Here is a 15,119-nt window from a genome sequence, read left to right as displayed (position 1 = left end):
GGCGGGGCGGGGGAAGGGCAGGCGGGCCTCTCAGAGCTGCGGGCGGCCGAACCACCGGGAGGCTGCCCGTTCGAACTCGTCGGCGGTGAAGTCATGGTCGTCGGCCCACGCGACGGTGCCGTCCGGGCGGACCAGTACGGCACCCAGTCCGAGGTCGTCCACCGGCGTCCCGGTCACGTGACGCAGCCGGGTCCGCCAGGCCGCTGCCGAGCCGTCGAGGCGGCGCTCGGCACTGAAGTCGAGGACGACGCCCAGTCCGTCCCGCATCAGCTCGCCGAGGCAAGTCCCGTCATCCAGGCGGAAGTTGGGGGCATTGCGGCCCACCAGCGGGTGCGCACTGTCGAGGTCGTAGCGGATCGACGACCCCGACACCTTCCCGAAGACATACGTGGTCCCGTCCCGCGTGCCGAGCAGGTCGCGGACCACGCCCTGGATCGCCTGCGCGTGCCTGTCCGGCCTCATGATCGACACTTGGGCCCGTGACCAGTCGAGCACCTGGGCGCCGATCGGGTGGCGCTCCTGGTCGTACGTGTCGAGGAGTCCGTCCGGCGCGTGCCCCCGCACGGTCGCCGCGAGTTTCCAGCCCAGGTTCACCGCGTCGCCGATGCCGGTGTTCAGGCCCTGTCCGCCGAGCGGCGAGTGGATGTGAGCCGCGTCGCCCGCGAGGAGGACGCGGCCCTGCCGGTAGGTCGTCGCCTGCTTGGCCCGGTCGGTGAAGGTGGAGGTGAGCTGGACGTCGCTCAGGGTGACGTCGGTGCCCGACACGCGGCGCAGCACGGTCTGGAGATGCTCGCGGGTCGGCTGTCGCGAGCGGTCGAACGCGCCGCCGTCGAAGTCCATCATGGCGATGTGCCCCTCGATGGCCATCCGGACGTACATGCCCGTCGGCGTCAGATTGATACCGGGGCGCAGCTTCTCCGGATCGGCGAGCGTGCCGAACACGGTGTATCCGGTGAACTCCGGCTCGGTGCCTGCGAATTCGAAGCCGGCGAGCCGTCGCACCACGCTCCGCCCCCCGTCGCAGCCGACGACCCAGCGCGCCTCGAAGTCGACTTCACCCGCGGACACGACCACGTGGTCCTCGTCCTGCGCGACCGCGTCCACGGTGACGCCGCGCCGGATGTCGACGCCCAGCTTGACCGCTCGCTCGGACAGCAGCGTCTCGACCGCCTGAAGGCTGATCATCGTGAAGTCCGGAGCCGGGCTGGGCAGCCGGAAGGGCAGGGCGGTCATGTCGACCTTCGCCGGATCGAGCACCATACCGGCGAAATGGCCCACCGCACGCGGGGGTGACGGATCGTCAGATTCCGTGCGGGAGTCGCGTGCCTCGACGTCAAGTCCGTCGACGTCAAGTCCGTCGACCTCAGGTGGGGCGAAAGTGAAAGATGCCGCCACCAACGCGTCCAGCAGACCGCGACGGTAGAACGCCCCGACCGAGAAGCCGAACAGGCCGCGCGTTCCGAGCGGTTCCGTCCGCCATGGTGAGTCCGGCTCCGACTCCTTCTCCAGTACCAGCACGGAGCAGCCCGCGAGGCCGAGTTCGCAGGCGAGGAAGAGACCGACCGGGCCCGCGCCCACGATCACTACGTCGTGCATGAGACATCCCCTTTTCGAAGTCGCCGCCGGGCGGTCACCCGGCCGGACCTGTCGAAAGGTGTCAGGCCCCGCCGACACCGGACCGATACGGTGCCGACAACCACCGACAGGTCACCGACACCGTGGTGCCCGCCTCCACGGAGAGCGGCCGGGGTGGTTCGGGCGGCCGAACCGGCGTCAGGGATCTTTCTAAATAACTTGCTGCAAGTTTCAGCATCATTTTGCGTCAATCCCTTGACGGGGTATCGGCCACGGCGGGATCGTCTTCCTCGCGCAACCGAGCCCGACCGCCCCGGCGGGCCGTGTGCCGAACCCCGGTGTTCCCGGCCGACGTTCGGTACGGGACACCTGTGCGCCGGGTCTCGGGACGGATCCGGTACGGGTGGTGCAGTGGGCGGTTGGACGGGTTGTGCAGAGCCGTGGTGTCGGCCGACGCCACGGAGCACCTCCCCGCAGCGTGTTCGCGTCGGGCGGCCACCCAATCCCCAGGCCGCTCATGGGCGCGGAACAACGCTGCCCCCACCAGTCCAGGGAGCCGCCATGTCCGCACCATCACGCCCAAGAACGTCCGCCGCGCTGCCGGTCACGCGCCGCCAGGCCTCGGCCGGGTTCCTGGCCGCGGGCGCCCTGCTCGCCGGGGCGGTCCTGCCCGTCGCGTTCCAGGGCACCGCGCAGGCGGCCGCCACCGCCAACGGCGGCGATGTCATCGCCAACCTCTTCGAGTGGAACTGGAAGTCGGTCGGCCAGGAGTGCACCACCGTGCTCGGCCCCAAGGGGTATGGAGCCGTACAGGTCGCCCCGCCCGAAGACTCGATCCGGCTCACCAACGGCACCCACCCCTGGTGGGACGTGTACCAGCCGGTGGGCTACGACCTGAACAGCCGGATGGGCACGGAGGCGCAGTTCGCCGCCATGGTGACGGCCTGTCACAACGCGGGCGTCAAGGTCTACGCCGACGCCGTGATCAACCACACCGCCGGTGCCAACCAGACCAGCACCGACTCCTACGGCGGCGCCAGTTTCAACCCGGCGACGTACACCTACGGCAGCATCGGCTACGACCGCTCCAGCTTCCACGACTACCCGGCCAACTGCCCCAACGCCGGGAACGGGATCAACGACTGGAACAGCGTGCAGCAGGTCCAGGAGTGCCAGCTCGTGTCGCTGTCCGACCTGTACACGGAGAAGGACGACGTCCGTACCAAGATCGCCGGATACCTGAACAACCTGGAAAGCCATGGCGTGGACGGCTTCCGGGTGGACGCCGCCAAGCACATCGCCCAGGCCGACATGGCCGCCATCCTAGCCAAGGTCAACGACACCCAGTGGGGCGGCCGACCGTACGTCTACCAGGAGGTCGTCCCGGGCGGCAGCGGTCAGCTCGCGCCCAGTGCGTTCGAGGGCAACGGCAGCGTGCTGGAGTTCACGTACGCGCACAAGCTCAAGGACCAGTTCAACGGCAGCATCGCCAACTTGAGGACGTTCGGGCAGAGTTGGGGCCTGGAGCCGAGCGACAAATCCGCGGTCATGGTGACCAACCACGACCTTGAGCGCGACAACAGCACGCTCACCTACAAGGACGGCTCGAAGTACGCCCTGGCCCACATCTTCGAACTCGCCTGGGGCTACGGCACCCCGCAGGTCTACTCCGGATTCGGCTTCGCCAACGGCGACGACTCTCCGCCGGCCGACGCGAACGGCTTCGTGACCGACACCGACTGCTCCTCCACCGCCTGGACCTGCACCGACCGCAACCAGGGCATCGCCAACATGGTCGGCTGGCACAACGCCGCCAAGGGGCAGAGCGTGGCCAACTGGTGGGACAACGGCGGCAACGCCATCGCCTTCAGCCGCGGCAGCGCCGCCTGGGTGGCCCTGAACAACAGTGGCAGCGCGGTCACCCAGACCTTCACCACCGGCCTCGCGGCGGGGACGTACTGCGACGTCATCCACGGCGCCCCGCCCGCGAACGGTGCCTGCGCCGGTCCCGCGGTGACGGTCGACTCCTCGGGCCGGGCCACCGTCACGGTCAACGCGGGCGACGCCGTGGCCCTGTACGCGGCGGGCGCCCCCTGCACCGCGGGCTGCCCGACGGCCTCGCCGTCGCCGACCACGTCCGGCACCGTCAGCGAGATCTTCCACGAGAACAAGACCACGGTCTGGGGCCAGAACGTGTACGTGGTCGGCTCGATCCCGGCCCTGGGCAACTGGGACCCGGCCGCCGCGGTTCCCCTCTCCTCGGCGTCCTACCCCGTCTGGTCCGCCGCCGTCAGCACCCCGGCGAACACCCGCTTCGAGTACAAGTACATCGTCAAGGACGGCTCCGGGAACGTCACTTGGGAGTCCGGCGGCAACCGCGTCCACACGTCGGCCGCCTCGGGCTCCGAGACATTGAACGACACCTGGAAGTAAGTGGCTCGTGCCCACCCGGAGGGCGGCGGCCCTTCGGGTGGGCACGGCTGTCCTGTCGGGTGCCGGGGCCCGCTTACCGGACCGGCACGGAAAGTGCCAGGTCAACCGTCACCGAGCCCTCGCCCCCATGGTGTGTGGCCGACGACGCAAGGGGTGCGTGGCCCGCGGCCGTCGCGGCCAGGACGTATGCGCCGCCGCGTGGGACCGGCACCGCGTACCGGCCGGTCTCGTCGGTGTGGGCGGAGCCCGCCTGCCGGCCGTGGTGGTCGATCAGGGTGACCTTGGCGTGGGGCACGGGTGCGCCGGACGCGGCGACCACCCGGCCGTGGAACGCGGCGAGAACCTCCGCGGCCCGCTCCAGGGCAGCGTCCTCCTCGCTGCTGGCCCGCAGCTGCGGCTTCGCGGCGGGACGGCCCTTGGGGAGAAAGACGGCGAGCAGCAGCCCGCCCGCCACCGCGGCCGTCGCGATCAGGAACGAGACGCGGAAGCCGTGCATGGTCGGCACCTGGACCGGGCCGAAGGGCTGCGCTGTGTTCGCGAGCACCATGCCGATGACGGCGCTCGACACCGACGTACCGATCGAGCGCATCAGCGTGTTGAGGCCGTTGGCCGCGCCCGTCTCGGACGGGTCGACCGCGCCGATGATCAGCGCGGGGAGTGACGAATAGGCGAGGCCGATGCCCGCGCCGACGACCACCGAGATGACGATGGTCTGCCAGGCCTCGTTCATCAGGCCGAGCCCCGCCCCGTACCCGATCGCGATGATCAGCATGCCGAGGATGAGGGTGGTCTTCGGGCCGTACTTGGCCGAGAGGCGGGCGTAGACCGGCGCGGTCAGCATCATCGTCAGGCCGAGCGGCGCGACGCACAGACCCGCGACGACCATCGACTGGCCGAGGCCGTACCCGGTGGCCTTGGGCAGTTGGAGCAGCTGGGGCAGCACGAGCGAGATCGCGTAGAAGGCGACGCCGACCATCGTCGAGGCGAGGTTGGTCAGCAGCACCTCGCGCCGGGCGGTGGTGCGGAGGTTCACCAGCGGCGCCTTCACACGCAGCTCCATCACGCCCCACAGGACGAGGACGAGCAGCGCCGCACCGAGCAGGCCGAGCGTGGTGGTCGACCCCCATCCCCAGTCGCTGCCCTTGGTGATCGGAAGCAGAAGCAGGACCAGGCCCGAGGAGAGTCCGAGCGCCCCGAGTACGTCGAAGGTGCCCTCCGCCTTGACCTTGCTTTCCGGTACGAAGAGGAGGGTGAGGAGGATCGCCACCACGCCCAGGCCCGCCGAGCCGAAGAACAGGGCGTGCCAGTCGGCGTGTTGGGCGACCAGGGCCGCGAGCGGCAGGGCGAGTCCGCCCCCGACGCCGATGGACGAACTCATCAGGGCCATGGCCGAACCGAGCTTCTCGCGGGGCAGCTCGTCCCGCATCAGGCCGATGCCGAGCGGGATGGCGCCCATGGCGAAGCCCTGCAGGGCACGGCCGACGATCATCACGAGGAGCTGGCTGGTGAAGCCGGCGATCAGCGAGCCGACCACCATGATGGCGAGGCTGGCGAGGAGCATGCGGCGCTTGCCGTACAGATCGCCGAGCCGCCCCATGATCGGGGTGGCCACGGCGCCGGCGAGCAGGGTCGAGGTCATGACCCAGGTGGCGTCGGAGGGCGAGGCGCTGAGCAGCGTCGGCAGGTCCTTGATGACCGGGACGAGCAGCGTCTGCATCACCGCGACCGTGATACCGGCGAAGGCGAGCACGGGGACGACACCGCGTATGCCGCGAGGTGCGGCCTGCGGGTTGGTCGTCGGCTGGGACATTACGGGGCCTCCGGAGGCGGGGAGAGGTCGGCGGCGGCACCTGGGCGGGGTACGTGCAGCTTGAACCAGTTTCCCCGGGCGACTATTCCAGGGAACCTGGCCGAGTCTCGTACGAGCGTGAATCTTGACCTGGACAGGAGACGCTTGACCCTTTCATTGCCCTGGGTGTCGAGGGGGTTCCGGCATGCCCTGGGTGTCCAGGAGGTGCTGGCCGAGACCGCGCCACCTCCCGCCGGCTCCCTTCGACGACGGCGTCCGGGCGCCTCCGTTCGGCGCAGTACCGCTCGTCATGTGAGCGATCGCGGGCGCTTCCTTGAGGGGGGGAGCGCCTCCGCAGGGAGAGGGACCGATGACTGAACAACAGCGACCCGAGCAGGAACCGGGCGCAGGCGCGGCAGCGGGCGGGCAGGGTGGCCGCGGCCAGGGATGGGGGCAGGGATGGGGGCCGCAACCGCCACCCGGACAACCGCCGTATGGTTCACCGCCGCCGAGTTGGAGCCGGCCGCCCCCACCTCCTCGGCGTCGCTTCGGCCGAGGTGTTCTCGTCGGTTGCATCAGCGCCGTCGTGTTGCTGATCGTCATTGTGGTGGTGATCGTCCTGGTCTTCGCCGGAGAGAGTGGAAAGACCCCCAAGAACCCCACGCCCACCAGCAGTGGCGTGCACTCGACAGGAGGGGCGCACCCGCCTGCGGCGGATGTGTCGATCACGTCCTGCGATGTGGACTCGGCCATTTCCTCCCCCCACGCCAAGTTGGAGATCGTGAATCACAGCTCGAAGCCTTCCGACTACGTCATCGGTGTGGAGTTCGTCGATGCGAAAGGCACACGGGTGGCTGAAGGTACGGCGACTCAGAACCACGTAGCGCCGGGAGAGAAGGTCGAGGACACAGCCGAAGGATTTACTCAAGCGAGTGGCAGGGTCACCTGCAAGGTGACCTCTGTGGACCGGTTCTCATCCGTGGGATGAGCGCGGTGTCAGCGAGGCAGATGGTTGAGCGCGCCGAAGCCACTGCTCGGACAGCGATGATCTCTTCGCCGGCGGTCTCGACGACGGTGTATGCGCGGCTCACGGATCGCATCTGCAGGGGCCGGGTCACCGCCCGGCGGAGGATCGGTCCAGCCTCCGCCGGGGTCGCCCTTTCGGGGGTGGGGTGTCAGGCGGTCGCGCCCGCCATCGCGGGGTCGGTGACGCTCGGGGTGCCCGTCTCGATGTGGCCGGCCAGACGGCGCAGGAAGCCGTCCGTGGTGGTGGCGGTGACCGTCAGGTCGTACCAGCCGCTCGTCGTCGCGAAGGACGCCGTGACCGGGGCGGCGGCTGTGGTGTGGGCCGGGACCAAGTAGGTCCAGGGGCCACCGGTCGCGTACGCGTTGTCCTTGACCGTCACCGTGGCCGCGCTCCCGCCGCTGTTGGTGAGGGCGAGGCGCAGTTCGTTACGGGTCGTGTCGTAGGCGGCCGCGACCTCCACCGAGGCGGCGGAGCCGGCACACGCCGTGACGCGGTTGCCGGCGAAGCGGCGGTGGAAGCCGTTGGGGCCGTACAGCGACAAGTCGTACGCGCCCGTGGGGGTGCCCGCGACCCAGTAGTCCGACACCGTGGCCCCGCCGTCGACCGTGTACAGCCAGGGGCCGTCGGTGCGGTGGGCGTTGGGGTAGACGTAGTACGTCACGCCCGCGGTGCCGGTGTTGGTCATGTCGATCCAGAACCGGCCGCCCGCGCAGTCGGTCCTGCCGCTCGCGTTCGGCTGCCAGGGCAGCGCCCGCGCCGGTTTGGTCCCCGACTCCTGTACGGGCACGGACTGCTGGGCGGGGATCCTGGGCACGGGCAGGGTGGAGCACTGGGTGTCGGCGCCGGAGACGTAACCACTGGTGTCGGGCAGCGACGGCCAGGACGCGTCGGCCGTGCCGAAGCCGAAGGCGGACGTCAGGTCGCCGCTCACCGCCCGGCGCCAGGCGCTGATGTTGGGCTCGTGGACACCGAAGCGCTGCTCCAGGAAGCGGATCACCGAGGTGTGGTCGAAGACCTGGGAGCACACGTGACCTCCCCGCGTCCAGGGCGAGACGACGATCAGGGGGACTCGCGGGCCCATGCCGATCGCCTTGCCGCCGGAGATCTCGCCCGCCGTGCTGACGGAGCTGATGCCCTGGCTGGAGGACGCGGGCGGGACGGGCGGCGGTACGTGGTCGAAGAAGCCGCCGTTCTCGTCGTAGTTGAGGATGAACGCGGTCTTCGACCAGACGTCCTGGTTGGCGGCCAGGGCCGCAAGCAGCCGAGCCGACAGGTCCTCTCCCCAGGCGGGCTTGTAGTTGGCATGCTCGGACAGTGACGCCGGCGCGATGATCCACGACACCTGGGGCAGCGTGCCCGCGTCGATGTCGTGCCGGAAGGCGGCGACCAGGTCCGGGACGGTCGCCATGCCCTTGTCGTGCAGGGCCGAACCGGGCTTGGCGTTCTTGAAGTTGGCGAACCAGGCCAGAGCGTTGTCGTCGAAGTTGTCGCTCTGCTGGTAGATCTTCCAGCTGATCCCGGCCGCCTCCAGACGCTCCGCGTACGTGGTCCAGGTGAACCCCGCCGACGGCTCGGTGTTGTCGAGGACGGCGCTCTTGCCCACGGACAGGCCGTTCGAGCCGGTGAACAGATGCAGCCGGTTCGGGTTCGTCTGGGTCAGCGTCGAGCAGAAGTAGTGGTCGCAGACGGTGAACGCATCCGCGAGCGCGTAGTAGAACGGCAGGTCCGCGCGCTGGAAGTAGCCCATGCCGAGGCCGGGGGTGCGCGCGGTGTTCCAGGCGTCGTACTTGCCGTTGTTCCAGATCGCCGTGTCCACCGGGTAGCTCATCGCGGGCGCGTCGGCGCAGATGGCGCTGGTCGTGGCGGTGTCCATGTGGAACGGCAGGATGTAGCCGTCGGAGTTGGAGTACGGCTGGTGGAACGCCGACCTGCCGCCCGGCAGACTGATGGCGTTGCGGTCGGCGAAGCCCCGGACGCCCTTCATCGACCCGTAGTAGTGGTCGAACGCCCGGTTCTCCTGCATGAAGACGACCACGTGCTGGATGTCGCCGATACCGCCGCCGGTGGTGGCGGGCGCGGCCAGCGCCTGCTGGAGGGAGTCCGGCAGGGCGGACAGCACGGCGGCGCTGCCGGTGGCGCCTGCCGCCATGCTGATGAATCTGCGCCGGGACACGGGACTCATGGGCACTCCTTGAGGCCGGGGAAGCTGACCCACGCTCGGTGAACTGGCGCGTGGGGGAGGGGACTTGGCGAGGCGGGCCCGGGTGCGGAGTCGTACGTCCGGCGGGCCGCCCGGCTTGGCATGAGCCTGGCGGCACCGGGTGGCCACAGGTCGCGGGTTGCCTTTCCAGCGTTCTAACAGGTGCTGAAGTTTGGACTAGTCCCGTTATGGCTTCGTTATGTAGTGGGTATCCCTCGATGGAATGGGGGAGTCCCTCATGCCTGCCGGCCGACCCGCGCGACAGCGCACCTTCAGGAGCGGCGAAGTCCCGTGCGGCATCGCCTTGTTGAGGTGTGGTGGCGATGTATGACCTGTGGGTCCCTACTCGTCGTCCCAGGACAGTGAACTCATCTTCCAGCCGACGGGTGTCCGTACGAACTGCGTCGTCTTGTGGCCGGAGCCCTCGAACCATTCGCCGTTGAGGTATCCGGACTTGCGGTACTGGCTGAACCGGTGCGCGATCGAGCCGAAGATCTCGGTCCGCTCGGAGACCTCCCACTCGGAGAACTCGGTCAGAGTGCCGTCGTTAAGGATCTTCTCGCGGGGCGCCACGAACGAGTCGAGGTCGTAGATCACGGGCTCGGCCCCGACGTTGCTGATGATCATCCCCTGCGGAATGAAGACCTCCCGGACGGCGCCGACGTTCGGGCGGCCGCCTCCGGTGTTGGTGAACGCGCCGAGGAAGGTGTCCATCAGCTGGTCGAGCTCGGCCTTGACGTCGGCCGCGGGCCCTTCCGTCGGCGGCCACTCATCGGCGAGGACCGCCCAGACCTCGGAGTCGTGCCGCGTGCCCCGGTACGGGTAGCGTCCGCGCAGTACGCCTTCGCGGGTCATCCCGAGCCGGCGGGCGGCCTCGATGCTGCGGGTGTTGCCGGCCGCGACCCACCATTCGACGCGGCTCATCTCCCGTTCCGCGAAGGCCCAGTCGATCAGCACCCGGCACGCCCGGGTCACCAGGCCGCGCCCCGCGCCCTTCTCCTCCAGCCAGCAGCCGATCTCGCACACGCCGGAAGCGGTGTCGAAGCTCGTGAACATGACCCCGCCCACCAGTGTCCCGTCGAGCCAGATGCCATAGATCCGGCGCGAGTCCTCGGCCTGCCGGTCCGCGTAACGCTGAAGGGTTGCCTCGGCGGTGGCGAGGTCGGTGCTGTACGTCGCCCACGGTATCCAGGGGTCGACGAACGGGCGGGCGCGGTCCATGTGCTCAAGGAACTCCCGCGCCTGCCAGGGTTCCAGGGGGCGGAGCTGAGCGTCGTCGCCGAGCGGCAGTGCGAACACGGATCCCTCGTTTCCATGGGTACGTAACAAGCGTTCGGTATGTAAGGTAGCAGCATGCCACCCGCGCCAGGAGACCGTGAAGCACGCCGTGACGACGTGAGCCAGGCGGTGTGGGAAGTCCTCGCCGACCGGGGGTTCGGGGGGCTCACCCTGCGCGCCGTCGCCGCCGCCATGGGCGTTTCGACCGGCATGCTCATGCACTATTTCCCGACCAAACGAGCCCTGGTCGCCCACGCACTGGACCTTCTGGAGACCCGCACGGCGCAACGGCCCCGCCGGGAACGCCCCGCCGAGGGAATCGCGGCGCTGCGGGCGATGCTGCTCGACATCCTGCCGCTGACCGCCGGCGACACGGCCCGCAACCGGATCTGGGTCAGCTCTTGGGACCTGGCCCTCGCCGACGACGGGCTCGGCCGGGAACAGGCCGACCGCTACACCCGGCTGCGCTCATCGATCACCCCGCACCTCGAAGCCGCCCGCGCCGCCGGTGAACTGCCGGAATCGGCCGACCCCGAGCAACTCGCCGCCACCGCCGTGGCGTTCACCCATGGACTCGTGGTCCAGGCCCTCTTCGATCCGGGCCGGTTCACCGAGGAGGTGCAGGTCGCGATGCTCGACGGCTTCCTCGCGTCGATCTCGGACCGGGCGGGGCGGCGCCGGCAGCGCTGAGCCCCCTGGGGCGGCGGTGTCGGCAGCCCGCACGGGCGGGTCGGGCGGGCCTCGGTAATTGGCTGGCGCGGCACGCGGACACGGTGGATGCTCCGGAGGGTGCGGAGAGTTCGGGGGCCGTGAGCCCGCCGCCTTCCTGAGATCTCTGAAGGTCTTGGCGTTCTTGGCGTTCCTGAGGTTTCTCAGGCTCCTGGTGTTCCTCAGGTTCCTGACGCTTCCGAAGTTCTTGAGGGGAAGTCGCGATGACTGTCGCAGGGTCCGAGGCGGCCGGTTCACGGCCCGAAGTCCATGCTGTGGCCGGGGCGTTGAGGGGCAGCTGGGAGGCGGGGGCGGCGGTCTTCCGCGGTGTCCCGTTCGCCGAGCCTCCGGTCGGCGCGTTGCGGTTCGCCGCGCCGCGGCCCGTACGGGGATGGAGCGGAGTGCGGGATGCGGACGGGTACGGTCCGCCGCCCCCGCAGGGTGGTCACTTCGGCATGGACGCGCTGGTGCAGGACACGGGCGACCACGACTGGCTGACGGTCAACGTCTGGTCGCCGGAACCCGGCCACGGTGCGGGGCTGCCGGTGATGGTGTGGATCCATGGCGGCGCGTACACCATCGGTATGTCCGGCCTCCCGGAGTACGACGGTGGCAGGCTCGCGCGGGACGGCGCCGTCGTCGTGGTGACGTTCAACTACCGCGTGGGGCCTGAGGGTTTCGCACAGCTCCAAGGCGCTCCCGCCAACCGGGGGCTGCTCGACCAGGTCGCCGCGCTGGAGTGGGTGCGCGACAACATCGAGGCCTTCGGCGGGGACCCGGACCGGGTCACGGTCTTCGGCCAGTCGGCGGGCGGGGGATCGATCGCCGCCCTGCTTGCGATGGACCGTGCGGGCGGGCTCTTCCACCGGGCCGTCGTGCAGAGCGCACCGGGCACGTTCTTCGCACCGGAGCTCGCCGCGGACATCACGACCGCCTGCGCCGCCGAGCTGGGGCTGAGCCCCACGCCGGCCGACCTGGCCGGTGTCGCCCCGGACCGGCTGTCCGCCGCCGGTGACGCGGTCGCCGCGAAGATCGGCCAATGGGCGCACCGCTGGGGCCGGCCCGCGCACCGGTCGATCCTCTTCGCGCCCGTCGTCGACGGCGACGTCCTGCCCGCCACACCGTGGCAGGCCCTGGCCGACGGGGCGGGCCGTGACATCGACCTTCTCGTCGGCCACACCCGCGAGGAGCAGCGCCTGTTCACCGCGCTCGAAGGCCTGCTCGGCCAGGTCACCGAGGAGCAGGCGGCCACCGCCCTCCGCACCTTCGCCCCGGCCCCGGACGGCGAGCGCCACTACCGGCAGGCGTTCCCGACGGCTGGTCCGGACGAGCTGTACGAACTGGTCCACTCCGACTGGCTGTTCCGCATGCCGACCCTCCACCTCGCCGAGTCCCAGGTCACCGCCGGCGGCCGAGCGCACGTCTACGAGCTGACCTGGCCGGCTCCGGGCATGGGTGCTGCCTTCGGTGCCTGCCACGGCCTGGACGTACCCCTGGTCTTCGGCAACCTGGACCGTGGCCAGCCCGCCGTACTGATCGGCACCGAGCCCACCTCGGAGGCGGAGGCCCTGTCCGCCCGCATGCGTACGGCATGGACATCGTTCGCCGCCCACGGCGACCCCGGCTGGCCCGCGTACGACACCGACCGACGCCGAACCCAGCTCTTCGACGCCTCGCCCGCAGTCACCGCGTACCCGGAGGAGCCCTCACGCCTGATCTGGCAGAACCACACGTTCCCGGTGCTGCCGCTGATCAGCCGGTAGCCTCCGGCCCCGCCGCCCGGTCACGGCGTGACTGATGAACGCGTGCGGTCAGCCGGGACAGAGAGGCCACCCCGACCCGTCTAAAGCGGCGGGACCAACTTGAAATAGCGTTCCAGGAGTGCGGCATCGCCCCGGACCTCCAGGCCCTCGGAGGGGATGCGGTGCCACAGGAACAGCATCAACTCCGATGCGGTGGCGGTCAGTTCGACGTCGCAGCATCCGGTGCCCCCGTTCAGCAGGACGCCGTCGGGATCCAGCTGGACGACCCAGAGGCCGGAGCCGTCGGACTGCCGGAACCGGAGCCGTTCGCCCTGCCCTGCCGGAGCGTTCTGGCGGGCGCGGCGGGCGGGGGCCATGACCTCGAAGGTGTGGCTCACGGCGTCGGCGGCCAGCTGTCGGTCCACCGGCCGGTCCGTGCCCAGGGCGTGCTCGATGTCCCAGCGGTGTACGGCCGCCTCGATGGTCTGCATACGCTGCCAGAACCCCACGGACTGCTCGTCCGACCAGGACCACACCCGCTCGGCGGGATCACGCTCGGCGAACAGCGACGCCAGGTGTGAGGCCCCCTCGTGGAACCAGTCGACGAGTCCGGCGGGCAACGGGCCGCGGTTCGGGGCGAGTTGAGGATCCGGCCAGCCCTCCATGTGCGCGGGCAAGGACAGGAACGCGAAGTCGTCGTCCTTGGGACGATCCAGCAGACCCTCACCGATCACGTGGATCACATAGCGGTGCACGGCGCCCAGATGAAATACGAGATCGGCCACCGACCAGCCCGGGCACGAGGGGACGAGCGCCGTCCCATCGCCACCCTCCTCCCGCGACACCGCGCGAGCCGCGCCCTCGAATGCCTCGACATCGCGACGGAACCGGGCGACGTAGTCCATGGTCTTCAGCACTCCTGGATGCTCCTAGATGTGAAGCCAGTCGTGGCGCCCCCCAACTGACCAGTGAACAGGCCGCGTTCAAGCAACGTCTCGTGGATCCTGCCCTCCTGGTGGAGGCGCGGGCGGCCCAACCAGTGCAACACCGCGATTGCCTGGTTCGCAACCCGCGCCTCGCCGCTCAATGGCGTACGGATCTCAGAACGTCACCAGGTCACAGGGATCTCCGCCGGCATGATGGCCATGCGATTCGGGTGCCAGGGGACTCGCGCCGGCGGTACGGCCAGGCGGAGCTCGGGCAGGCGGTCCAGGAGGGTGCGGAAGGCCACGTCGGACTGGCGGCGGACCAGGTGGGCGCCGGGGCAGTGGTGACGGCCGTAGCCGAAGCGGAGATGCGGGTTGGGGGAACGGGCCGGGTCGAACGTGTCGGGGTCGGGGAACGCGGCCGGGTCGAAGTTCACCGCGTCCAGGGAGAGCAGGATCATCTCGCCCTGCTTCACCTCGGCGGAGCCGAGCCGCGCGTCCTGCGTGACGAAGCGCGGGATCGCGTTGCCCAGCACGACGCTGCAGCGCAGCAACTCCTCGACGCAACCCGGCATCGTCTCCGGGCGGGCTCGTACCGCGTCCATGACCTCGGGGTGCTGGAGGAGGTTGAAGGCGGCCACGCCCAGGAAGCTCGCGAAGTCCTCGTAACCGCTGACGAAGAAGACGGACACGATGTTGGAGAGTTGACGGTCCGTCAATCCCTTGTGCGCGGCGTTGAGATCCGCCAGTCGGTCCGCCAGGCCGCGCGGCTCGCCCGGGCTGCGTGTGGCCATGTGGTCGTGCATGTAGACGCGGATCTCCTCCCAGTTGCGGGCGAGTTCCTCGTGGGTGGGCGTGACCATGGTCAGGTCGAGATCGGCCCGTACCGCGAGCCAGGCGCGGTCCTCGAAGGGCAGGCCCAGCAGACGGCACATGCACTGCGCGGCGACCCACTCCGCGAAGTGGTGCTGCAGGTTGCCCGGACCGCCTTCGCGGACCATCGCGTCCAGGCCCTCGCGGGTCACGTCTTCGACCCAGCCGGCGGGCAGGGCGGGCTGGTCGCGGCCGAGGGCCTTGAGCACCTCGTCGCGAAGGCCCGCCTTCTGTAAGTGGTTCATGGCGTCGAGCAGTTCGGGCGCCATGATCGGGGCATCCTGCGCCGGGCTGGCCGCCTCGGCCAGTACGGAGCGGCTGAAGGCGCGGTCGCGCAGCACGTGCTGGGTCAGCTCGTAGCCGGTGACGAGCCATGCCTCGTCGCCGGAGTTGGTGCCGACCCGCGCCACGGGACAGCGGCCGCGGAGCTCGGTGAGCTCCGGGGCGAGCCGGTCGCCCCGGGTGCTGAAGGGGTAGTGGGGGAGATCCCCGGTCGGGGATTCCTCGGAGGTGGGTGCTTGGGGGGTGGTCACGGGGTGCGGGCCTTTCTCCTGGGTCGCGTACGGGA

At 70.0% G+C, this 15,119-nt stretch carries 10 protein-coding genes; 4 read left to right on the top strand and 6 right to left on the bottom strand.

All coding sequences use genetic code 11. From position 1 onward, the window contains the following. Nucleotides 1-30 precede the first annotated feature (30 nt). Nucleotides 31-1,596: an FAD-dependent monooxygenase gene (locus ACWC2B_RS08160; RefSeq protein ID WP_450715635.1), complete on the bottom strand. Its 1,566-nt coding sequence runs from the start codon at nt 1,594-1,596 to the stop codon at nt 31-33. 540 nt (nt 1,597-2,136) lie between these two features. Between ACWC2B_RS08160 and ACWC2B_RS08155 the strand changes: the two genes are divergently transcribed. Beyond that, complete coding sequence (locus ACWC2B_RS08155) at nt 2,137-4,008, top strand: carbohydrate-binding module family 20 domain-containing protein (protein ID WP_450715634.1); 1,872 nt, start codon at nt 2,137-2,139, stop codon at nt 4,006-4,008. A 73-nt stretch (nt 4,009-4,081) separates the two neighbouring features. Here ACWC2B_RS08155 and ACWC2B_RS08150 read toward each other — a convergent pair whose 3' ends face one another. Further along, nucleotides 4,082-5,818, bottom strand: coding sequence for an MFS transporter (locus ACWC2B_RS08150; RefSeq protein WP_450715633.1), 1,737 nt, complete (start codon nt 5,816-5,818; stop codon nt 4,082-4,084). A gap of 565 nt (nt 5,819-6,383) precedes the next feature. On the opposite strand from ACWC2B_RS08150, the gene ACWC2B_RS08145 reads away from it, so the two are divergent. Next, nucleotides 6,384-6,785, top strand: coding sequence for an FxLYD domain-containing protein (locus ACWC2B_RS08145; protein ID WP_450715632.1), 402 nt, complete (start codon nt 6,384-6,386; stop codon nt 6,783-6,785). A gap of 187 nt (nt 6,786-6,972) precedes the next feature. On the opposite strand, the gene ACWC2B_RS08140 is transcribed toward ACWC2B_RS08145, so the two are convergent. Both ACWC2B_RS08140 and ACWC2B_RS08135 read right to left on the bottom strand, forming a co-directional pair. Then, on the bottom strand, nt 6,973-9,006 hold the full coding sequence (locus ACWC2B_RS08140; protein WP_450715631.1) for a phosphocholine-specific phospholipase C: 2,034 nt from the start codon (nt 9,004-9,006) through the stop codon (nt 6,973-6,975). Nucleotides 9,007-9,366: 360 nt separating this feature from the next. After that, complete coding sequence (locus tag ACWC2B_RS08135) at nt 9,367-10,323, bottom strand: GNAT family N-acetyltransferase (RefSeq protein ID WP_450715630.1); 957 nt, start codon at nt 10,321-10,323, stop codon at nt 9,367-9,369. A gap of 54 nt (nt 10,324-10,377) precedes the next feature. On the opposite strand from ACWC2B_RS08135, the gene ACWC2B_RS08130 reads away from it, so the two are divergent. Continuing rightward, complete coding sequence (locus tag ACWC2B_RS08130; RefSeq protein WP_450715629.1) at nt 10,378-10,992, top strand: TetR/AcrR family transcriptional regulator; 615 nt, start codon at nt 10,378-10,380, stop codon at nt 10,990-10,992. A gap of 242 nt (nt 10,993-11,234) precedes the next feature. Continuing rightward, nucleotides 11,235-12,773, top strand: coding sequence for a carboxylesterase/lipase family protein (locus ACWC2B_RS08125; protein WP_450715628.1), 1,539 nt, complete (start codon nt 11,235-11,237; stop codon nt 12,771-12,773). Between the two features lie 80 nt (nt 12,774-12,853). Here the strand turns inward: ACWC2B_RS08125 and ACWC2B_RS08120 are convergent, their stop codons facing one another. Together ACWC2B_RS08120 and ACWC2B_RS08115 are read right to left on the bottom strand one after the other, a co-directional pair. Further along, complete coding sequence (locus ACWC2B_RS08120; protein WP_450715627.1) at nt 12,854-13,669, bottom strand: maleylpyruvate isomerase family mycothiol-dependent enzyme; 816 nt, start codon at nt 13,667-13,669, stop codon at nt 12,854-12,856. 191 nt (nt 13,670-13,860) lie between these two features. Next, nucleotides 13,861-15,084: a cytochrome P450 gene (locus ACWC2B_RS08115; RefSeq protein ID WP_450715626.1), complete on the bottom strand. Its 1,224-nt coding sequence runs from the start codon at nt 15,082-15,084 to the stop codon at nt 13,861-13,863. Nucleotides 15,085-15,119: the final 35 nt, after the last annotated feature.

It is taken from the genome of Streptomyces sp. NPDC001415 (assembly GCF_053597395.1).
The sequence above is the reverse complement of the archived record's forward strand: the minus strand, read 5'-3'. Positions and strand labels throughout refer to the sequence as shown.

Coding starts and splice junctions, on each gene's coding strand:
- ACWC2B_RS08155 (WP_450715634.1), top strand. CDS start 2,137: ATGTCCGCACCATCACGCCCAAGAACGTCCGCCGCGCTGCCGGTCACG.
- ACWC2B_RS08150 (WP_450715633.1), bottom strand. CDS start 5,818: ATGTCCCAGCCGACGACCAACCCGCAGGCCGCACCTCGCGGCATACGC.
- ACWC2B_RS08125 (WP_450715628.1), top strand. CDS start 11,235: ATGACTGTCGCAGGGTCCGAGGCGGCCGGTTCACGGCCCGAAGTCCAT.
- ACWC2B_RS08160 (WP_450715635.1), bottom strand. CDS start 1,596: ATGCACGACGTAGTGATCGTGGGCGCGGGCCCGGTCGGTCTCTTCCTC.
- ACWC2B_RS08140 (WP_450715631.1), bottom strand. CDS start 9,006: ATGAGTCCCGTGTCCCGGCGCAGATTCATCAGCATGGCGGCAGGCGCC.
- ACWC2B_RS08130 (WP_450715629.1), top strand. CDS start 10,378: ATGCCACCCGCGCCAGGAGACCGTGAAGCACGCCGTGACGACGTGAGC.